Here is a 20769-nt window from a genome sequence, read left to right as displayed (position 1 = left end):
CGTCGCGCACGCCGCGTCCCGCGCGGCTCGTCGCCCGGCAAGCGGTAGCCCAGGCGTGGCCGCGCCATGATTGCGCCGGCCACGATTTTTCCGGTACAAGAAAGAAGTGTTGACAAGCGAATGCCGCTCGGGCCGTTCTGGCGCCGTCAAAGGAGGTTGTTTCGTGTCGGTCATACCACGCATTCTCAAACTCGATGCCGGCGGTCTCCCCGTGGAGTGGGTGGACTGGCGCGAAGCCGTGAGCCTGTATTTCACCGACAAGATCGCGTGGGAGGCCGGCAGCGAGAAGATCGTGCTGCGTGGCGGACGCTCGCGCGAGACCGGCGTGCGTAGCGAGATCGCCATCGACTCGATCATCGCCGTTCGCGATCGATCGCACCGGTTCGCGCGTAATTTGGTGCCGACGCTGACCCGGCGCGAACTGTTCCATCGCGACGGCGGGCTGTGCCTGTATTGCGGCACCCAACTCGGCTTTTCGCAGATGCAGATCGAGCATGTCGTACCGCGATCCAAGGGCGGAGAACACGCCTGGCGCAACGTGGTTTCGACCTGTGAGTCCTGCAATCGCTATAAGGATGATCGGACGCCGGAGCAGGCGGGAATGAAACTGCTGGCGTTGCCGTACGAACCGAATCTGGCGGAGTGGCTGATTCTCGCTAACCGCCGAATACTCGCCGATCAGCAGGCCTTTCTCGAGCGCCTGGCGCCGCAGCGGATTCGGTCGGCCAGCTGATTCAGACCCGGGCGTAGCTTCCCAAATCTATTAAGAAATGCGAGCGCGTTGGGGCGACCCGTGCGCACCGGAATCGCGCGTCGCCTGCTCGTGGCGAGCCATGGTTTGTAACAGACCATCGACTGTAACCTGTGCGACGTAATCGGCCAGCCGCTGCCGCGAGATCGTCGGCCGCGTGGCCGGTCGCGAGCCGGGCGGCGCAAGAACGCGCGCCGCGATCCGGGCGAGCGCCATACGCAGATGCTCGGCGGCATGGTCGCGCAGGAAACGCGTGGCCGGCGTCACGCTATCGTCGTCAATCGCCGGCTGCCGGTTCGGCACGTAGAGCGCGTTGATGATTTCGCGAAGAATCGGGCCGGCCTGGGCGGCGGTGTTTTCGGCCGCACGCGCCAGAACGGGTTGGCGGAGCGTATCGTTGGCCGTCGTCGTATCGGCACCGAACCGGTCTTCGAAGCCGCCCGGTGCGCCCCGTTCAAGAACCGCAAGACCGGCGCCGTCGATCAGCACGTTTTTCAGCTCCGCGGTCACGTCCTCGGTAAGCAGACGCCGCGTTCTGGATATCTTTTCCGGCGATGGAGCGATCAGCGCCCGCTCCATTTGGGTGCCCAAGCCACTCGCCTGGGCGCCCGTGAGCAGAGTGATCAGACTCGAAGCCAGCAGGCCGATCGCGATACGTCGCATGGCGGTTCGGACCTCGCTGCGGTTGTCGTTTAAAATCAGAAATTAGCATGTGGCGTACCGGGCGCCCGCTAACGAATGTTCGAACGTGTTGCGCCGGCGATTGCCGGCGGCCGATCCGGGCCGACAAAATAATGCGATGAAGATTTCCTCAGCGCAGGTCACGGCGGGCATATTGGCCGGCGGCGAGGGCCGCCGCCTCGGTGGTGCCGACAAAGGCTGGTACGAAGTGGCCGGCCGTCCCCTAATCGAACATACGCTCGCGCGCGTTCGGCCGCAGGCCGGAGGCATCGTGATCAGCGCGAACCGCTCGCTATCCCGCTACCGGAGCCTCGGTTACACCGTTCACGGCGATGACACGGACGAATATCGCGGGCCGCTGGCGGGCATTGCAAGCATGCTCGAGGTCGCGGTTACGCCGTACGTGCTCATCGTGCCGGTGGATACACCCATGCTGCCGCTGGATCTGGTGGCGCGGCTCGCCGATGCCATGAAGCCGAATATCGATCTCGCGGTGGCGCGGACCCCGGATTCCCTGCACCCGTTACACGCTTTAATGCGCCGGTCGTTGCTCGGGGATGTGCGGGCCGCACTGTTTTTCGGGCGCCGCCGGGTCACCGAATGGCAGCAGCAAACCGCGCGCGTACCGGTGGATTGGCCCGACGGCGAAGATTTCGTCAACATCAATCGCGCTCAAGACGCCGAGGCGCTCGTCGATCGGCTGTGATCACGCACTCCGGCAACGGCGCGGCGTTGCCGTAACCGTTCCCGAATCGCCTGCGAGGACCGTCATGCCCGAAATTTCCCGCCAGCCGGCCGATCGGCCGGGTACAAACAACACGCCGATGGCGCTGGCCGAAGCGCGCCGGCGTATCGTGGCGGCGATCCGGCCGGTCGAAGATACCGAACGCGTCACTCTGAACAAGGCGCTGCACCGCGTGCTCGCCGAGCGGGTCGTCGCGGGGGTGGATGTGCCGAGTGCCGCGAACTCGTCCATGGACGGCTATGGCTACGCGGCGGCCGGCGTCGAGGGCCCCGGCGCCCGTTTGAAAATCGCGGGACAAAGCCTCGCGGGCCATCCGTTTACGGGCCGTGTCGGGCCGGGCGAGTGCGTGCGCATCATGACCGGGGCGGTCGTGCCGGACGGCGTGGACAGCGTCGTGATGCAGGAAAACACGCGCCTCGACGGCGAGTTCATGATCGTCGAGCAGCCGTCCGAACCGGGCGCGAACATTCGCCCGGCCGGCGAGGACCTGGCGCGCGGACAGCCGGTGCTCGGGCCGGGCAGTTTTCTACATCCGGCCGACATCGTCGTCCTGGCCTCGGTGGGCGCGGCCGAAGTGACCGTCGTCCGGCGCCCGCGCGTGGCGTTTTTCTCCACCGGCGACGAACTGCGGCCGATCGATGGCGCGCTGGCGCCCGGCGAAATCTACGACAGCAACCGGTACGGGCTCGCCGCGCAGCTCGAAAGCCTCGGCATGGAAGGCGTCGACCTCGGAGCCGTTGGCGACTCGTCGCAAGCGCTGGCCGAGGCGTTCGACCGCGCGGCAAGCTGCGATGCCCTGATCACGAGCGGCGGTGTTTCCGTCGGTGCCGCCGATTTCGTGGTCGACGTGCTCGCCGACAAGGGCGCCATCGATTTCTGGCGCGTCGCGATCAAGCCGGGCAAGCCGCTGGCTTTCGGCGCGTTGGGGCGTACGCGGTTCTTCGGCCTACCGGGCAACCCGGTGTCCACGGCGGTGACTTTCATTCAACTCGTGCGACCGGCCCTGGTTCGTCTAGCCGGCGCGACGCCGGCCGAGCCGATTCGTATGACGCTGCCCACCGCTACCGATTTGGCCAAACGGCCGGGCCGCGAGCATTTCCTGCGCGCGCGCATGGATTTCGGCGGCGCATCGCCGCGCGTGATTGCGCTCGACCATCAGGGATCGGGGGTGATGCGCTCGATGAGCCGGGCCGATGCCTTCGTCGTATTGCCGGCCGACTGGGCGGATGTGCCGGCCGGCACGCCGGTCACGGTCGAGCCGTTCGCGCAGACGATCTGGGCCCCGGTGGACGTTCCCGGCGATGCATGATCGTGCGACGCCACGTCCGATCGTCGAAAGATCGACCGGAAGATTGCCCAGAAATTGCCGAGGGATCGCCGAGGGTTGGCCGATTGATCCCCGGCGTGAATACGCAGATACTCAAGCACAATACAATCGAATACCGTCGACGACTCCGGCGCGGATACCGCCTTGGCGGATTGCGGCTTTAGAGGCGACGGCTGCGATGCCCGCTCCGGGGTGTCACCGAGACTCTGGCCCGGGCGTGGCCCGGTTATGGAATAGCCGGGTTATGAAATAGCCGGGCCCTGCGGCTTTAGGCGCGATGCGGATCGCGGTCGGCGGTGGACAGGAGCGCGTTTGTGGACCAGGAATCTGAATTTTTCGATATCGCCGTAGACGGCCGGGCGATCACCGTGCGTAGCGGCCAGCCGTTGCCGCAAGCCCTCGATGCGGCCGGCGTCTATATGCCGCATCTTTGCTATCACCCGAGTCTGGGGCCGATCCAGACCTGCGACACCTGCTTCGTCGAGGTCGACGGCAATCTCGTGCGCGGCTGCAGCGTGGTGGTCAAACCCGGCATGGAGATCGGCCTGAACGTCGAGGAGGCAGAGTCGGCGCGCATGGAGGCCATCCACCGCGTGACCGCCAACCACGATCTGTATTGCTCGGTTTGCGACAACAACAACGGCGACTGCGCGGTGCACAACACCGTGCGCGACATGCACGTGCCGGGGCAGCACTACGCGTATCGCGGTAAACCGTACGAAAAAGATTATTCCAACCCGTTTTATATCTACGACCCGGACCAGTGCATCCTGTGCGGACGCTGTGTAGAAGCCTGCCAGAACCTGCAGGTCAACGAGACGCTGTCCATCGATTGGGAGCGGGAGCGACCGCGCGTAATCTGGGACGAGGATGTGGCGATCGAGGATTCCTCCTGTGTGTCCTGTGGCCACTGTGTGACGGTCTGCCCTTGTAACGCGCTGATGGAAAAGACCGCGCTGGGCAAGGTGGGGCCGATGACCGCGCTGTCGCCGCAGGCGCCGGACGGCTATCGCCGGCTCGGCCGGGCGTCGATCGATCTGGTCAAGGCCGCCGAGCGCAGCACCGGTTTCGGCCCTATCTTTGCCGTGTCGGAAGTCGATTCGGCGATGCGCGAAACCGAGCTCAAGCGGACCAAGACGGTCTGCACTTACTGCGGTGTGGGCTGTTCGTTCGAGATGTGGACGCGCGGCCGCGATCTGCTCAAGGTCCAGCCCAAGGCCGAGGCGCCGGCCAACGGCATCTCGACCTGTATCAAGGGCAAGTTCGGCTGGGGCCATATCAACAGCGAGCACCGGCTGACCAAGCCGCTGATCCGGGAGAACGGCAGCTTCCGCGAAGCCGAATGGGACGAGGCCTACCGCCTGATCGCGCGCCGTTTCAACGCGATTCGCGACGCCCACGGCCCGGACGCGCTGGCCTTCATCGCTTCCTCGAAGTGCACCAACGAGGAAGCGTATCTGATGCAGAAGTTCGCGCGCTCGGTCATCGGCACCAACAATATCGACAACTGCTCGCGCTATTGCCAGGCGCCGGCCACGGAAGGGTTGTGGCGCACCATGGGCTACGGCGCCGACACCGGCGGCATCGCCGATCTCGAGGCCGCGGAACTGCTGCTTATCGTCGGTTCCAACACCGCCGAAAGCCACCCGGTGATCGCCACCCGCATGAAACGAGCGGCCAAGCTGCACGGCCAGAAGCATATCGTCGCCGATCTGCGCAAGAACGAGATGGCCGAGCGCGCCGATTTGTTCATGCGGCCCGAGCCCGGCACCGATCTGATCTGGATGAACGCGGTATCGAAATATATTGTCGATAACGGCCATGCCGCCGAGGACTTCATCGCCGAGCACGTCGACAGCTATGAGGACTTCAAGCAAAGCCTGGCGCCGTTCACGCTGGAGTTCGCCGAACAGCGCTGCGGGCTCGGCCGCGACACGCTGATGCAGGTCATCGAAATGATTCTCGCGGCCGACACCGTGTGCGGGGTTTGGGCCATGGGCGTGACCCAGCACAGCATGGGCGCCGATACCGCGACCGCGCTGTGCAATCTGCTGATCGTGACCGGCAACATTGCCAAATTCGGCGCCGGGGCGTTTCCCATGCGCGGGCATAACAACGTGCAGGGCGCCAGCGATTTCGGTTGCATGCCGAGCCGCTTCCCCGGCTACGATTTCGTCACCGAGGACGATGTCCGCAAGCGTTACGAACAAGTCTGGGGCACCGAACTAACCACGCGCCCCGGCCTGAACAATCACGAGATGGTCCACAACATCCACGACGGCGAACTCAAGTCGCTGTACGTGGTCGGCGAGGATATGGCGATCGTAGATTCCGACGCGCTCAACGTCCAGTCCGCGTTCGAGAAGCTCGAATTCTTCGTGGTGCAGGATATGTTCTTCTCGCGCACCTGCGAATTCGCCGATGTGGTGCTGCCGGCCAGCCCGTCGCTGGAAAAGGAAGGCACGTTCACCAATACCGAGCGTCGCCTACAGCGTCTTTACGAAGTATTTCCGCCGCTGGGCGATTCGAAGCCCGACTGGCGCATTCATACCGAGCTCGCCGCCTACATGGGCCACGACTGGGGCTATACCCACCCGTCGGAGATCATGCACGAAGCGGCCGGCTTGACGGACCTGTTCACCGGCGTGCATTACGATCGTCTGCAAGGCTTCGATTCGCAGCAATGGCCGGTCGCGGCCGACGGCACCAGCGAAGCCCAGCTGTATTCCGGCGGCAGTTTCCACTTCGGCGACGGCAAAGCGCGTCTCTACCCGGTGCACTGGAACGAGCCCACCGACCAGCCCGACCGGGAATACGATCTACACCTGAACAACGGCCGTTTGCTGGAGCATTTCCACGAAGGCAACCTCACCGACGAGACCCCCGGCATCGTGTATAAAATTCCGCACGGTTTCGTGGAGGTCTCGCCGCAACTGGCCGAGGAGCGCGGGCTGGAATCGGGCCGTATGGTTCGGCTGAAATCGCGGCGCGGCGCGGTCAAGGTCGCGGTACAAGTCACCGACCGGGTGTCCGGCAAGCAGCTCTACATGCCGCAGCACGGCAAGAAGAACATCGAAGCGGTCAACGTGTTGACCAGCTTCCAGGCCGACAAGGATACCGATACCCCGGCCTACAAGGAGTGCGCGGTCAACATGCAGGCCCTGGACGATCACGGCCCAGCACCGCTCAAGCCGAACAACCAGCGACACAAGAAACGCCATCCCACATCCGGGGTGCAGGTCGACCGGAAATGGGAGCGCGACGACTACCGGCGGCCGCCGAAGGTACGCCCGACCGGTAGCGGTATCTAAGGCGGCGCCACTCCGCTCGACAGGATTCAATCATGGCAGAACAGATTCACTACCGCCCGGACCAAGCCCGGCGTTTCCGGCCGGAGACCTTGGAAGAGATCGAACGATTCGAGGGCCGGATCGCCGAAATCAACGGCCTGCTCGACCAACTCTACGAGTCCGGACTGATGCGTTGGATCAAGGACTTCGTCGGCGCCATGCCGGAAGTCTCGACGATCGCCCTCGAAGGCCTGAACACCGCGCACGGCCAGGCCGGAATGCGCAACCTGCTCGTGCTCGCCCGGCAGCTCGGCCGGCTCGACCCCGATCGCCTGGAACGGATGTTCGACGCCATGCAGGCCGGCCTCGACCGCGCGGATGAAACCGCGGCCGGCAAGCACGCTTCGTCCTATAATCCGCCGGGCGTGACCGGCGTGTTCAAACTGCTGCGCGACGAGGAACTCTGGCGTACGCTCGCGCCGGTCATCGAGGGCGCCAAGGCGTTCTCGGCCGAGACGCGCCGCCAGCGCGACCCATCCGGCGACAAGGATCGACGGGAAAGCGACGACGCCTAGATAACGCCCGCGACGCGCAACACGAACACGCCCGCAGTCATCGTCGCGCTCGCGGCCAGCGTGGTCACGGCCACGATGTTCGCGGCCAGGCGCGCGTCGCCGCCCATGGCCTCGACCATGATGAAGCTGGATGCCGCGGTCGGGCAGGCGAAATATAGAAACATCAGGCCCAGTTCGCGCGCCGGATAGCCGATCAGCCAACCAACCGCGACGGCCGCCGCGGGCAGTATCGTCATCTTGATCACGCTGGCCGAAAACGCCACGCCGCGGGCGTCGTAGAGCGCGCGCATCGAAAGCGCGCCGCCGATGCAGACCAGCGCCAGCGGTAGGGTGAGCTGGGCGAAATAGTCACCGCTGGTCATCACCCATGTCGGAATCGGAACGCCGCCGGCGGCGACGGCCACCGATGCCAGCGTCGCCAGGATGAGCGGGTTGGCCGCCACGCCGCGCGCGATCGAACGCCAGTCCGCGCTTTGCCCAGGCTGATACCAGGTCAGGACCACGACGGCGAGCACGTTGTAGATCAGGATCACTTCGCCGACGAGGATGCTGCCGGCGGACAAGCCGAAATCGCCGTACATGTTCTGCGCCAGCGCCAAGCCGACGATGCCGCAGTTGCCGCGAAAGGCGCCTTGGACATAGACGCCGCGCCGGATTCCCGGCACGCGCCAGATCGCCCACAGCCAGATCAGCGCGAAGCTCGCCACGGTGGCCAGACCGAAGTAGGCCATCATGCCCGGCCGGATCGCTTCGCCGGGATCGGCGCCCACGATGGAAACGAAGATCAGGGCCGGCATGCTGCCCTTGAACACGATCTTCGAGGCCATGGAAACGAAGCGATCGTCGACCCAGCCGGCGCGGCGCATCGCGATGCCCACAAATACCAGTGCGAACACCGGCAGCGTGACGTTCAGCGTCTGAATGAAAATCGCCGCAATAGGCATGGCACCGGCCGGGGTCGCGGAATGAACGGCGCGGGCGCCGTCGAACGCGCGCCAGTATAGGCCCGTGACGTTCGCCGGATACAGCGATCGCGCGGTGTTTGCCCGCCGAAAACCCCGGTCCAGGCTTTATGATGACGATATTCATACCGACAGAGAGCCGTCCATGCGCCGATCCGACGACCCCGATCGGCCCGACTATCGGCCCGACTATCGGCCCAAACCCGTCGATGCGCCGGCGGCGGCGCGCGAACGCGTCGCGATCGCCGACTATCGCGATGGCATCTGGCGCGCGGCCGACGACACGCTGGCGGTCGAGCGTGCGCTGGAAATTCATGTCGCCGGGGCCGAACCGTTGATCACCATGCGCACGCCCGGCCACGACCGCGAGCTGGCCGCCGGCCTGCTGCACGGTGAAGGCGTAGTACGCTCGGCCGCCGATATCGTCTATCTGCGCCACAGCGCCGACGAGCCCGATGTCATTCGAGCCATGCTCAAGCCCGAGGCGCGCGCCCGGCTCGACCGCATCGAGCGCAACACGCTGGCGACCAGCGCGTGCGGCGTCTGCGGCAAGCCGAGCTTTCGCGCGCCGCGCCCGGCGCGCGCCGTATCGCGCGGCGTCGATGGCCTGCGTGTCGACCCCGACTGGCTGCTCGGCCTGCCCGAACGCATGCGCGTCGCGCAGGACGTGTTCGAGTCCACGGGCGGCCTGCATGCCGCGGCGATTTTTCGTGCCGGCGGCGATCTCGTTGCCCTGCGCGAGGACGTCGGCCGGCACAACGCGCTCGACAAGCTCATCGGGCGGGCGTTGCTCGATGCACGGCTTCCGTTGTCGGAACATGTCCTCATGCTCTCCGGCCGCGCCAGCTTCGAGCTGATGCAAAAGGCGGGCGCCGCCGGCATTCCCGTCGTCTGCGCGATTTCGGCGCCGAGCAGTTTCGCGGTCGAAATCGCCCGGCGGTTCTCGACCACGCTCGTCGGTTTTTTGCGGGGCGAGCGCTTCAACTGCTATAGCGGCGCGCAGCGATTGGGCCGAGCGTAGCCGACGCCGTTCGCTGTCGCCGGCTGCAGAATAAGCGGCATTACCACGGCGCAATCGGCGCCACGAGCCGAATCGGGCGTACGCGGGCCTGCCGCGGCGGGGCTTGTTGCGCTCGTCTTCGAGGCGGGCTTGCCAGGCTCCTGCGTCCGGCCTAACGTCGGAGCATCAAAAGCCCCCGCGAGAACTTTCATGACCGACGCCATCGAGAACCGTCAATTTCGTCTGGTCCGCCGGCCCAAGGGCATGCCCCAGCGCCATGATTTCGAACTCGCCACCGAAACCCTGGGCGAGGCGCGGGATGGCGAAGTCCGAGTCGCGATCGAGTATATCTCGCTCGATCCGGCCATGCGCGGCTGGATGAACGCCGGCAAGTCGTATATCAAACCGGTCGGCCTCGGCGAGGTGATGCGCGCGGGCGCGGCCGGCAAGGTTATCGATTCGAAGCATCCGGACTTCGCCGCCGGCGACCCGGTCAGCGGCAACTTCGGGGTGCAGACGCATGCGGTCGTGCCCGGCGACGAGCTGCGCAAGGTCGATACCGCGCTGGCCGATCTGCCGGTCTATCTCGGCGCGCTCGGCATGCCCGGCATGACCGCTTATTTCGGCACGCTGGAGGTCGGCGCGCTCGCCGAGGGCGATGTCGTGCTCGTTTCGGCCGCCTCCGGCGCGGTCGGCGCGCTGGTCGGCCAGATCGCGAAGAAGAAGGGGGCATCGCGGGTTGTCGGTCTCGCCGGCGGGCCGGAAAAATGCGCCTATGTTGTCGACCAACTCGGTTTCGATGCCGTCATCGACTACAAGGCCGAGGAAATCAACGATGCGGTCCGGCGCGAATGCCCGGACGGCATAGACGTGTATTTCGACAACGTCGGCGGCGAGATCCTGGACGCCGCGCTCGCCAATCTGCGCCTGCATGCCCGGGTCGTGATCTGCGGCGCGATCTCGCAGTACAACGTCACCGGCAACGTCGGCGATACCGCGTACGCGCCGCAGAACTATCTTTCGCTGCTGATCAACCGGGCGCGCATGGAAGGCTTCATCGTGTTCGACTTCGCCGATCGTTATCCTCAGGCCGCCCGCGAGATGGCGGACTGGCTTGCGGCCGGTGACCTCAAACACCGCGAAGATATCGTCGAAGGCTTCGACACCTTTCCCGAGACCCTGCTCAAGCTGTTCACCGGCGGGAACTTCGGCAAGCTGGTGCTGGCGGTCGAAGATTAGGGGCTGCTGCCGTTCCATACGCCGCCGCGCCGATGGCCGCCCGGCTATATTCGAGCTTTGCAATAGCAAAGCGTCGTAAGCGTAAAGCAGCTATAACGCTGGATTCTGAAAAGTTCATCTTCTGAGAGTAAATATTGGACATAAGTATGAAAATGCCAGCATTTGAATATACATCGCGAGGGAGGCGGTGGTAGGGTCAATTGTGTGGCATCGATGCAGTTCGGCCGCCCTGTGATGACCTGTGATGATGGGGCGGACTCTCGCTACATCGTGAACGGTTGCCGTCGTTCTTGCTGTATGGGAGGAGAATGAATAATGAAATACGCTATTGCTGTCATCGCTCTACTCATCTGCTCGCCTTATGCCCTCGCGGCGCCGGAGGTCGTTAGTTATTGGAATTTCTTCACAGGCGGCGATGGGGTGCGCATGCAGCAGCTTGTGCAGAATTTCAATAAAAGCCACGACGGCATCCAAGTGAATTCGACCACGCTGACGTGGGGGACGCCTTTCTATACGAAACTCCACAGCGCGGTGGTCTCGGGCAATGCGCCGGACGTTGTCAGCTATCATCTGTCGCATTTCCCGATCGGCCTCGAACAAGGCGATCTACGCCCGATCACGACCGAAGAACTGAACAAGGCCGGACTGCACAAAAACCAGTTCCTGAAAAGTCTGATCGACAAGTCGCTGGCGGACAGCAAGGCGTATGGCCAGCCCGGCCGGCTCTACGGCGTGCCGCTCGACACGCATACGCTGGTGCTTTATTACAATAAAGATCTGCTGCGCAAGGCCGGCGTGCTCGGCCAGTCGGGCCAATTCAAGATCCAGGGTATCGACCAGTTCAGCAAGATGCTCAAGAAGATCAAGGCGCGTACCGACGCATTGCCGATCGCTTTCGCGTCGAACGATGGCGCCACGGTATGGCGCACCTGGTACACATTGTTCAAGCAGCAGCACGGCTCGCTCGAAAAGAACGGCAAGCTTTACCTGAAGGACCTGGATTCGACCGGCCTGAAAAGTCTGCGCGCCATCGCCGACTGGTCGAAGCAGGGCTATATCAGCCATCACACCTCGTATCCGGCAATGGTGGCGCTATTCGTCAGCGGCCGCGCGGCCTTCATGATCAACGGCGATTGGGAGGTGCCAACGCTGGTCGACGGCAAGAAGAAGGGCACCGTCGGCTTCGATTACGGCATCATGGCGTTCCCGCAGCTGTACGACAATCGCGACACCTGGGCCGACTCACACAACCTGGCCATTCCCGCCCACAAAGGCCAGCCGATGTCGCCGGCCAAGCTCGAAGCGGTGTTCACATTCATCGATTACGTTGAAGAACACGCGATAACCTGGGCCGCGGGCGGCCATATTCCCGCTTATCAGCCGGTACTCAACAGCACTGAGTTCAAGCAGATGGTGCCGAACAACGAGTACACCCCACAGGCCGCCCGCGACGTCGTCTTCGCGCCCAGTTTGCCGGTTTTCGGCGTGGGCAGCCCGGCCTACACCGCGGTCGACAATTTCTTCGTACCGGCCCTGGCCGGGCAGATGACGCCCAAGGCCGCGATGGCGCACTTCCGCAAGAGCCTTTTGAACGCCAGCCAGCACTAGTCGGCCACGAGTACAGGCGGAGTCGGTTCCATGGCGGTGAATTCGCCGACCACAACACGCGCCGCATCGTCCGCTGCGGCGGCCCGGCGACGGTCGTGGCGTGCGATCCGCGGTAAAAACGCGAAGTCGGCGCTGTTGATGATTGCGCCGTTTCTGGTCGTCTACGGCGTATTTCTGATTTATCCCGCCATCCGCGTATTCTGGCTGACTTTCACCAGCGCCGATCTGACGGGCAGCGGCGGCGCATTCGTCGGGCTCGGCAATTACGCGAGACTCGTTTTTGACCCGTTGTTCTGGGCCTCGCTCTGGCACACGGTCTACTTCGTGCTGCTGACGGCCGCGCCGAGCACCGCCTTGGGGCTGTTGCTCGCCATTCTCATCCTGCGATGGAATCGACTGCGTCCATTCTTTCTCGCCGCCTTCTTTCTGCCCTACATCCTGCCGGTGAGCGTGGTCACGATGATCTGGGCGTGGATTCTCGACCCGAATTTCGGCGTCGCGAACTATCTGGTGGGCACCAGCATCGCGTGGCTGGACAACGCCACCTGGGCCATGCCGATGGTCGCTTTCGTCACCATTTGGTGGATGGTCGGCTTCAATACGGTGCTGTTCATTTCCGGGCTGCAGAACATTCCGGTCGAAATCTACGAAGCGGCGCGCCTGGACGGCTGCGGCGCCTTCCGGCTTTTCACGTCGATCACGTGGCCGATGTTGTACCCGGTAACGGTGCTGGTATTCACCTTGCAGTTGATCCTGCAGTTCAAGATCTTCAACCAAGTCTATCTGCTGACCCAGGGCGGGCCATACAACTCCACTGTCGTGCTGCTGCAGTACATGTACCGACAGGCGTTCATTCAACACAACGGCGGCTATGCCGCCACTATCGCCTTAAGCGTGTTCGTCCTAATCCTGGTGACTTCTTTTATTCAGTATCGACTGTTGAGTGGTCGCAAGGACCGTGACGCGTGAAGATACGCCGATATCTGACGACAGCCGCGTTATTCGTGGTGACGAGCCTGCTGGCCCTGTTCTGGCTGTTTCCGCTGTACTGGGCCGTCAAGACCTCGCTGGTCAGCGAGTCCCAGACCATCGCGCGACCGCCGTCCTGGTTCCCAGCCCATATCACCTTCGCCGCATTTCGCAACGTGCTGGAAAACAGCCCGATCGTGATCTGGTACATCAACAGCATCGTCACCGGCTTGATTATCACCGTAGCGACTCTGCTGCTGTCGGCGATGTGCGCCTACGCCCTGTCGCAACTGCGGTTCAAGGGTCGGTCGATACTGTTCTGGCTGGTGCTGGCCGGCTTCATGATCCCGCTCGAGGCCAACGCAATTCCACTGTACATGCTCCTCAACCGGTTCGGCCTGGTGAACAGCTACGCCGGCATCATCCTGCCGCAGCTCGCTTTTCCGGCCGCGGTCATCATCTACAAGCGCTTCTTCGACGATGTGCCCCAGGATTTTCGCGACGCCGCCCGCCTGGACGGCGCCAATGACTTTCGCATCCTGTTTCAGGTCTATCTACCCATCAACTGGGGCATCACCTGGGCCATCGCAATCATCGTGTTCATTGTCGCCTGGAACAACTTCTTCTGGCCGTTCGTGATCGTCACCTCGACCGACAAAATGACGATCCCCGTGGGCATCACCCAGGTGCAGTCGGCCTACGGCATCACCTATGCCAACCAGATGGCCACCGCCGTATTGGCCGCGGTGCCCGTGGTGATCGCCTATCTGTTTTTCCAGAAACGGATCACCGAAGGCGTGATGTCGACCACCGCGCTCAAGTGAAATCGCACCTAGCCTAACGGCGCGACCGATTCAACTAACGACAACTATCCTGACGGATAGAGGGGTTTACATGCCAAACGCTCAATTGATTGCCGATCGGGACTTCGTCGTTTCCGAGCTGGACCGAAAGCTTTTCGGCTCCTTCGTCGAACATATGGGGCGCAGCGTGTACTCGGGCATCTACGAGCCGGATCATCCCACCGCCGACGCCCACGGCTTCCGCGGCGATGTACTTGCGCTGGTCGAAGAGCTGGGCGTGACGCTGGTGCGCTACCCCGGCGGCAATTTCCTATCCGGCTACAACTGGGAGGACGGCGTCGGCCCGCAAGCCGAACGCCCGAAACGTCTTGATCTGGCCTGGTTTTCCACGGAAACCAATCAATTCGGCACCAACGAGTTCATCGACTGGTGTCGGGTCACCGGCATCGAACCCATGCTGGGCGTCAACCTGGGCACGCGCGGCATCGATGCAGCGCGTCGCTTCATGGAGTACTGCAACGCCGAACCCGGTTCCGCGCTGGCGGACTGGCGCGTTCAGCACGGCTATCGCCAGGCGCACGGCGTCAAGTACTGGTGTCTCGGCAACGAGATGGACGGACCATGGCAGATTGGCAGTCTGACCGCCACCGAGTACGGCCGCCTGGCCCAGGAAAGCGCCAAGGTCATGCGCTGGGTCGACCCGGACGTCCAGCTTGCGGCCTGTGGTTCATCGAACCGCAACATGCAAACCTTCGGCCATTGGGAACAGGAAGTGCTCGATCACTGCTTCGACCGTATCGATCTCATTTCGCTGCATACCTACTTCCGCAACGATCACGACGATCTCGGCGAATATTTCGCCGAGATCGAATTGATGGACACATTCATCCGCGAGGTCGTGTCGATCTGCGATGCGGTAGCCGCCAAGCGGCGCTCGTCCAAACGCGTGATGCTGTCGTTCGACGAATGGAACGTGTGGTATCGCACCCACAGCGAGCCCTATATGCACAAACCGGGCTGGCCGGCCGCGCCGCGCTTGATCGAAGAAGTCTACGATCTCGAGGACGCGCTGATCGTCGGCGGCGCCCTGATCACACTCATCAACAACGCCGACCGGGTGAAAATCGCCTGCCTAGCCCAGCTCGTGAACGTAATCGGGCCGATCATGACCGAACCAGGCGGCCCGGCCTGGCGCCAGACCATTTTCTGGCCATTCGCTCTCGCGGCCCGCTATGGTCATGGCCGCGTGTTGCAGTTGAATACCGTCAGTCCGAGTTATACGACCCAGGCCGGCATCGAGGTTCCCTATCTCTACGCCACGGCCATCGACAATCACGCAAACGGCTCGGTGACGTTGGTGGCGATGAACCGGCACCTGAGCGAGCCGCTTGAATTGAACGCGGAACTACGCGGTTTTCGTATCGAAGGGCTGGAAGCCGCGCAACAACTTCACGACCGCGACTCCAAAGCCGTTAACACCGCGGATGACCCGGACCGCGTCGTCCCTCGGCAGCTTGAGGGCGTGCGCTTGAGCGAAACAGGCGTGCAGGCATGGCTGCAGCCGGCTTCGTGGGACCTCATCGTAGTGCGCGTCAGGCCGGATTGCGCGGGACGATCCGGCGCCGGCCGCGAGAGTTGACCAGCAGCAGACCGGCCAGAATGGCCAGCCCGCCGAACGCGAAATTCAGCGAGATCGGGTCGCCCATCAGAAGCACGCCGAAGCCGACGCCGAAAATGGGCGACAGAAAGGCGAACACGCCGAGCCGGGAGGCCAGGTAGCGCCGCAGCAGCCAGAACCACACCAGCAGCGCGGCGACCGAAACGATCACCGACTGGAACGACAGGCTGGCCCAGGCCAGCGCGGTCATATGGATCGAGCCGAGATCGCCGAGCGCGGCGGCAGCCGGCAGCAACAGGGCGCTGGCGACGACCAGCTGGTAGGCGATGGTGCGCAGGGGCGGCGCCTCCGACAGCACGCTGGTACGCAGCGCGAGCGTCGTGCCGGCCCAGGAGGCGCCGGCCGCCACCCCCAGCGCGTCGCCGATCAGCACCTGGCTCGAGACATGGGCACTCGGCGCCAGCGCGATGACGAGCCCGGCGAAGGCGATGGCGACCCCGGCCCAGTGGCGTGGAGTGAGCTGTTCGCCGGCCACGAACAGATGCAGGCCGATCGCGGCGAATACCGGCGCGGTGTAGAGAAACACCGACATATGCGAGGCGTAGGTATAGTTCAGCCCCAGCGCCACGAAGCTGAATTCCAGCGTATAGCCGATGCCTACGACCAGCCCGGGGCCGAACTGTTCGGGCGCCCAGAGCGCGATGCCGCGCCAGCGTGCGATGGCCGCAATCACGATCACGGCGACCAGCGACCGGGTGCCGATCTGGGCCAGCGGGCTGACGGCATCCGCGATCGACTTGATCGCGACCTGCTGCAGACCGATCACCAGACAAAAGCCGATCATGAGCCCGGCGGCCCGCGCATCCAGCGGCCGCCGCGGGGCCTGGGTTGCCTTCGGCGCGACTGCCGCTGGTTCGCTGCGATGATTCATGGTCGCAAGAATAATGGGGCCGGCTATTTTCACAAAGCCCCGGCGGCCAGCAGCGTTTTAGGTTTTGTTGCCTCTCAAAGGGCTGTTTTGCCAGTAGGCGCCCGGTCAAGCCGTGCTCGCTGGCGCGTATTCGGGCGCGTTGCCGCAAGGCAGCGCCAAGGCAGGTCGTTTCGTAGCGCTCCTGCCGGGCCGCAAGCGGCTCAATACACGTCCCGCAAATAGCGGTGTGCTTCGCGCAATTCATCGACATAGCGCGCGGCGGCCGCATCGCTCATGCCGCCCTGCTCGGCGACGATGCGGTGCAGCGCGGCGTCCACGTCTTTCGCCATGCGGTCGGCGTCGCCGCAGATATAAATCACCGCGCCGGCCTCCAACCAGGCCCAAAATTCGCGCGCTTGTTCGAGCATGCGGGTCTGGACGTAGACCTTGTCTTCCTGGTCGCGCGAGAATGCGAGCGTCAGCCTGGACAGTAGGCCGGACTTACGCCAGGCCTGCATTTCGCGGCGGTAGATATGGTCCAGCGTACTGGTCGGGTTGCCGAAGAACAGCCAGTTGCGGCCAGGATCGCCGCGCGCTTCGCGTTCCTGCAGGAACGCCATGAAGGGCGCGACTCCGGTGCCGGGGCCGATCATGATGGCCGGGTGGTTCGGGTCGGGATTAACCCGGAAGTCTTGCGTTTTCTGAATATAGACCGGCACTTCGCCGTTCAGCGACAGCCGCTTGGCCAAAAACGTCGACGCCACGCCCTTGTAGCCGCGTCCGTACACGGCGGTCTTGACCACGGCCACGGTGGTATGAATTTCGCCGGGGTGTTTCAGCGCCGACGAGGCGATCGAATACAGCCGCGGTTGCAGCACGCCGAGTGTGTCCACCAGCGCCTGCAGCGTGGGCCGCGCACTGGGATAGACCCGCAGCAGCTCCAGCAGGCTTTGGCCCTCGGCCGCGCCGCGCTCGGCGATCAGCCGCAGGTCCTCGGCTTCCTCGGTGTCGGTGGCGGCCGCCGCCAGGCATGCGATGACTTCGTCGGTGGGCTTGGTGACATCCAGATCCTTAAGCAGCACTTGGCGCAATAAGCGGGATTTCCCGCCGGACGTTTTGACCTTTTCGCCGCCGGACGCGCCCAGATCGCTGAGGATGGCGTCGATCGTGCGCGGGTCGTTCTCCGGGAAGATGCCCATGGAATCGCCGGCTTCGTAGGTCACGCCCGAGTCGCCCAGGTCGATGACCACGTGGCGCGTGTCCTTGGTCGAGCCTTCACCGTTGAGCGGTGTGCTGGATTTCAGCCGCGCCGGGTAGGGGTTGTCGCGGCTGCCGGGCGGGCCCTTGGATCTCGGCTTGGGCTCGGGATTTTTGGCCGGCGCCTCGGCATCCGGCGCGGCGGCCTGCTGCTCGCCGCTCAGTGCCTTGAGCTGGCGCTCGGTTTCCTTGCCGCCGGGCACGCAGCGATTCAACTCTTCGCCGTCGAGCGCGATGGCCTCGGCGTAGGTCCGGCATAGATAGCCGCATTGGCCGCAGTCGAGCTGCGCCATCGCCGCCATCAGCCGGCGCTCGTAGGGCTTGCCTTCGGCCATCGCCATGCGCTCGTCCAGCGCCAGGCCCGGATCGTGCCAGGGGAACGACTCCTTGGCCGGTTCCGGCTGGTCGGCGCCGCCAAGCGAGCCCTCCCAGCCGGCCAGCGCCGAAACCAGGCCGTTGAGCCATTCGCGCTGCTCGGCCGCGAACGGCGCGTCTTCCGGGATGATGTCGATCCTGTCTGTCATGAAAGGTTCTATGCGGCTTTGGCCGGGTCGGCGTCGAGCATGGCGCGCAGATCGGCCACGGCGTGGCGGCGCACGAAGGCGACGAAGGTTTCGTCCTTGTTCGCACGATGCGCCTTGAACGCCGTGAGCAGTTGTTGCAGATAGCCCGGCAGTTGGCTGGCGGGCACCGATTCGCGCAGCGTTCGCGCGATGCTCTCGTTGGCGCCGTAGCCGCCGCCGATGAACACGTGGAAGCCGTCGACCGGGTCGGCGTCGTCGTCCGCCGCGTCGGGGTCGTCCACCCGGCAGCCGAGCAGGCCGATGTCGCCGATGTAATGCTGTGCGCAGGAATGGTGGCAGCCGGTGAAATGGATATTGATCGGCTGCTCCAGTTGCAGCTTCTCCTCCAGATGGGCGACCGCCTGCAAGGCGTGGTGCTTGGTATCGGCGTTGGCGAACTTGCAGCCGAAGCTGCCGGTGCAGGCCACCAGGCCGGCGCGCAGGTGGCTGGCGCGTATATGCAGGCCCAGCGCTTCGATTTCCTGCTGCAGCGTTTTCACCTCGGCCTTGGCGATGCCGCCCAGAATCACGTTCTGCCAAACCGTGGTGCGCAGCTTGCCGTCGCCGTAGCGATCGGCCAGATCGGCCAGCCCGCGCATCTGGTCGGCGCTGAGCTTACCGACCGGCAGCACCACGCCGACATAGCGCCGCCCGCGCTGGGCCTGGTCGTGCACGCCGACGTGGCCGGCCTTTTGTACCGGCGCGCGCGCCTCGCAGCGGGCGAGCGGATAGCGGCGCAGGGTGAACGGCAGGTGCTTTTGCACCTCGGCCATGAAGGGCTCGAAGCCCCAGCGGTCGAGCAGGTACTTCAGACGCGCGGTGTCGCGGCTGGTGCGGTCGCCGTTGGCCAGGAATACCTTCAGCACCGCGCTGGCGACCGCGACGCACTCATCGGCTTCGAGCATGACGCCGGTATCGCGGGCGAAATCCCGGTGCCCGGTGATGCCGCCCAGCAGCAGCCGGAAATAGGGCCGGCGCGGCAGCGGGCCGTCGTTCTTTGGCATGACCGCGACGAAGCCGACATCGTTGGTGCCTTCCAGTGCACTGACGCGCCCGCCGCTGTCGAAGGCGATGTTGAACTTGCGCGGCAGGCCGTTGAACTCGCGGTGGTGCAGGATGTGATGGTGCATCGCGCGCGCCAAATCGGTGGTGTCGATCAGCTCCTGCGGGTCGATGCCGGCCAGCGGGCTGCCGGTGATGTTGCGCACGTTGTCCGCGCCGGCGCCGCGGTTGATGATGCCGAGGTCGTACAGGCCCATCAGCACCTTGAGCGGATCGCCGGCGCCGATCTCGCGGATCTGCAGGTTGCAACGGGTGGTGACATGGGCATAGCCGCCGCCGTAGCTTTGCGCCAGGTCGGCGACCCCGCGGAACTGGTGGCTGGAAAAGATGCCGCCCGGCAAGCGCAGCCGGCACATATAGCCGTCCTGGGCGGGCGCGACGTAGAACAGCCCGAACGCCTTCATCAGAAACACGTCGTCGCCGGTCGGATATTCGCCGCGCGCGGCGCGGGCGGCCATGTCGTCCCAGATATCGTTGGGGTTGCGCTCGGCCTTGGCCTGCTCCAGCGCCGAGAGTTCGCCGCCGGCGGCCTGGGCGCGGATGCGCGCCTGGGCGTGCCAGTCGTCCGGCGCCAAGCGCTTGCCGGCGCCGAGCCCGGTCATGCCCGGCACGCCGCGGGCGATGTGCAACCCGGCGGTTACGCCCTGCAGGTAGCGCTGTTGTTCGTCGGTAAAGTCGTTACTCATGGCGTGCCTCCTGTTCTATCAGCGCCGCGATTTCCGGCTTGCAGGCGCCGCAGTTGGTGCCGGCGCGCAGGGCTTCGCCCACCGCCGCGACGCTGTCGAGCGCGCGGCTCCGGATGGCGCTGCGTAGGGTGTTGGCGCCCACGCCGAAGCAGGCACAGATCTGTGGGCCGGTGTCGGCGGCCGGATCGGCCGGGCGCCCGGCCAGCACCTGCGCGCGTTCGGTCTTCGCTAGCGCGCGTCCGGTGAACAGGCCGGACAGCCAGGCGCGTGTCGGCAGGGCCGCCGGTTTGGAGGCGACGAACACGCAGGCTTCCAGCGTGCCGGCGTCGAAATGGGCCGCGCGGTATAGGCCGGCCGCGGGGTCGGCGGCCTCGATCCAGTCCGCGTCGCGCCTTCCCAGGCCCAGCCAGTCGCGGGCGGTCGCCGCCCAGTCGTCCGGCGCCTGCAAGCCGGCGATCTCATAACGCAGAAAACGCTCGCCGGTGACGCGAACCCAGTAGTCGATGCCGGTCCGGCCCGCCAGCGGCAGGCGCCGCGCGGCGAGGATGAAGCCGTGCCAAGCAGCCGCGAACGGCGCGACGGCGACCGGCGTATGCTTGTATTCGGGCTGGCCGGAGACGGGGCAGACCGCCGCTTCGATCAGCGCGCCCACGCGCGCGTCGGCGGCGTATTGGCGGCTCCAGTGCATCGGTGCGAATACGTCCCCGCGCCGCTGGTCGGGGC

At 64.7% G+C, this 20769-nt stretch carries 17 protein-coding genes; 11 read left to right on the top strand and 6 right to left on the bottom strand.

Annotated elements, in window-relative coordinates:
* The first annotated feature begins 163 nt into the window (after nucleotides 1-163).
* Entirely contained in the window at nucleotides 164-733 is a 570-nt protein-coding gene (locus tag VFJ08_RS00305) for an HNH endonuclease (protein ID WP_324993973.1), read from the top strand.
* A 30-nt stretch (nucleotides 734-763) separates the two neighbouring features.
* Here the strand turns inward: VFJ08_RS00305 and VFJ08_RS00300 are convergent, their stop codons facing one another.
* On the bottom strand, nucleotides 764-1414 hold the full coding sequence (locus VFJ08_RS00300; RefSeq protein ID WP_324993971.1) for a DUF4197 family protein: 651 nt from the start codon (nucleotides 1412-1414) through the stop codon (nucleotides 764-766).
* Nucleotides 1415-1550: 136 nt separating this feature from the next.
* On the opposite strand from VFJ08_RS00300, the gene mobA reads away from it, so the two are divergent.
* The 4 genes from mobA (at nucleotide 1551) to VFJ08_RS00280 (ending at nucleotide 7369) form a co-directional block, all read left to right on the top strand.
* The gene (gene mobA, locus VFJ08_RS00295) at nucleotides 1551-2138 is read left to right on the top strand and encodes a molybdenum cofactor guanylyltransferase MobA (protein ID WP_324993969.1); all 588 of its coding nucleotides are present in this window, start codon (nucleotides 1551-1553) and stop codon (nucleotides 2136-2138) included.
* A gap of 64 nt (nucleotides 2139-2202) precedes the next feature.
* On the top strand, nucleotides 2203-3486 hold the full coding sequence (glp, locus tag VFJ08_RS00290; protein ID WP_324993967.1) for a gephyrin-like molybdotransferase Glp: 1284 nt from the start codon (nucleotides 2203-2205) through the stop codon (nucleotides 3484-3486).
* Between the two features lie 332 nt (nucleotides 3487-3818).
* Nucleotides 3819-6815 carry a formate dehydrogenase subunit alpha gene (gene fdhF / locus VFJ08_RS00285; RefSeq protein WP_324993965.1) on the top strand — a complete coding sequence of 999 codons (2997 nt, stop codon included), beginning with the start codon at nucleotides 3819-3821 and terminating at the stop codon, nucleotides 6813-6815.
* Between the two features lie 32 nt (nucleotides 6816-6847).
* Nucleotides 6848-7369 (top strand): hypothetical protein, encoded by a 522-nt coding sequence (locus VFJ08_RS00280; RefSeq protein ID WP_324993963.1) that lies wholly within the window; start codon nucleotides 6848-6850, stop codon nucleotides 7367-7369.
* Here VFJ08_RS00280 and VFJ08_RS00275 read toward each other — a convergent pair.
* Nucleotides 7366-8313 carry an AEC family transporter gene (locus VFJ08_RS00275; protein WP_324993961.1) on the bottom strand — a complete coding sequence of 316 codons (948 nt, stop codon included), beginning with the start codon at nucleotides 8311-8313 and terminating at the stop codon, nucleotides 7366-7368. The genes VFJ08_RS00280 and VFJ08_RS00275 overlap by 4 nt on opposite strands.
* A 163-nt stretch (nucleotides 8314-8476) precedes the next feature.
* Here VFJ08_RS00275 and fdhD point away from each other — a divergent pair, with 163 nt between their 5' ends.
* The 6 genes from fdhD to VFJ08_RS00245 all read left to right on the top strand — a co-directional run bounded on the left by fdhD (nucleotide 8477) and on the right by VFJ08_RS00245 (nucleotide 15589).
* Nucleotides 8477-9352, top strand: coding sequence for a formate dehydrogenase accessory sulfurtransferase FdhD (gene fdhD / locus VFJ08_RS00270; protein WP_324993959.1), 876 nt, complete (start codon nucleotides 8477-8479; stop codon nucleotides 9350-9352).
* A 189-nt stretch (nucleotides 9353-9541) separates the two neighbouring features.
* Nucleotides 9542-10570: an NADP-dependent oxidoreductase gene (locus tag VFJ08_RS00265; protein WP_324993957.1), complete on the top strand. Its 1029-nt coding sequence runs from the start codon at nucleotides 9542-9544 to the stop codon at nucleotides 10568-10570.
* Nucleotides 10571-10885: 315 nt separating this feature from the next.
* The gene (locus VFJ08_RS00260) at nucleotides 10886-12178 is read left to right on the top strand and encodes an extracellular solute-binding protein (protein WP_324993955.1); all 1293 of its coding nucleotides are present in this window, start codon (nucleotides 10886-10888) and stop codon (nucleotides 12176-12178) included.
* 30 nt (nucleotides 12179-12208) lie between these two features.
* A complete protein-coding gene (locus VFJ08_RS00255; RefSeq protein ID WP_324993953.1) occupies nucleotides 12209-13147 on the top strand; it encodes a sugar ABC transporter permease in 939 nt (312 codons plus the stop codon).
* The gene (locus VFJ08_RS00250) at nucleotides 13144-13971 is read left to right on the top strand and encodes a carbohydrate ABC transporter permease (RefSeq protein WP_324993951.1); all 828 of its coding nucleotides are present in this window, start codon (nucleotides 13144-13146) and stop codon (nucleotides 13969-13971) included. The genes VFJ08_RS00255 and VFJ08_RS00250 overlap by 4 nt, the downstream gene beginning before the upstream one ends.
* Before the next feature lie 70 nt (nucleotides 13972-14041).
* Nucleotides 14042-15589: an alpha-N-arabinofuranosidase gene (locus VFJ08_RS00245; protein ID WP_324993949.1), complete on the top strand. Its 1548-nt coding sequence runs from the start codon at nucleotides 14042-14044 to the stop codon at nucleotides 15587-15589.
* On the opposite strand, the gene VFJ08_RS00240 is transcribed toward VFJ08_RS00245, so the two are convergent.
* From VFJ08_RS00240 to VFJ08_RS00225, 4 genes are all read right to left on the bottom strand, one after another.
* The gene (locus tag VFJ08_RS00240) at nucleotides 15543-16499 is read right to left on the bottom strand and encodes a DMT family transporter (protein WP_324993947.1); all 957 of its coding nucleotides are present in this window, start codon (nucleotides 16497-16499) and stop codon (nucleotides 15543-15545) included. The genes VFJ08_RS00245 and VFJ08_RS00240 overlap by 47 nt on opposite strands.
* A 200-nt stretch (nucleotides 16500-16699) precedes the next feature.
* On the bottom strand, nucleotides 16700-18259 hold the full coding sequence (locus tag VFJ08_RS00235) for a sulfite reductase subunit alpha (protein WP_324993945.1): 1560 nt from the start codon (nucleotides 18257-18259) through the stop codon (nucleotides 16700-16702).
* An 8-nt stretch (nucleotides 18260-18267) separates the two neighbouring features.
* On the bottom strand, nucleotides 18268-20046 hold the full coding sequence (locus VFJ08_RS00230; protein WP_324993943.1) for a NirA family protein: 1779 nt from the start codon (nucleotides 20044-20046) through the stop codon (nucleotides 18268-18270).
* Nucleotides 20039-20769 (bottom strand): (2Fe-2S)-binding protein (locus VFJ08_RS00225; protein WP_324993941.1); only part of this gene is annotated, 731 nt, incomplete at its 5' end. The genes VFJ08_RS00230 and VFJ08_RS00225, both read right to left, overlap by 8 nt.

The sequence above is a fragment of the Salinisphaera sp. genome (assembly GCF_035690525.1).
In the GTDB taxonomy this organism is placed as follows: Bacteria; Pseudomonadota; Gammaproteobacteria; order Nevskiales; family Salinisphaeraceae; genus Salinisphaera.
The sequence above is the reverse complement of the archived record's forward strand: the minus strand, read 5'-3'. Positions and strand labels throughout refer to the sequence as shown.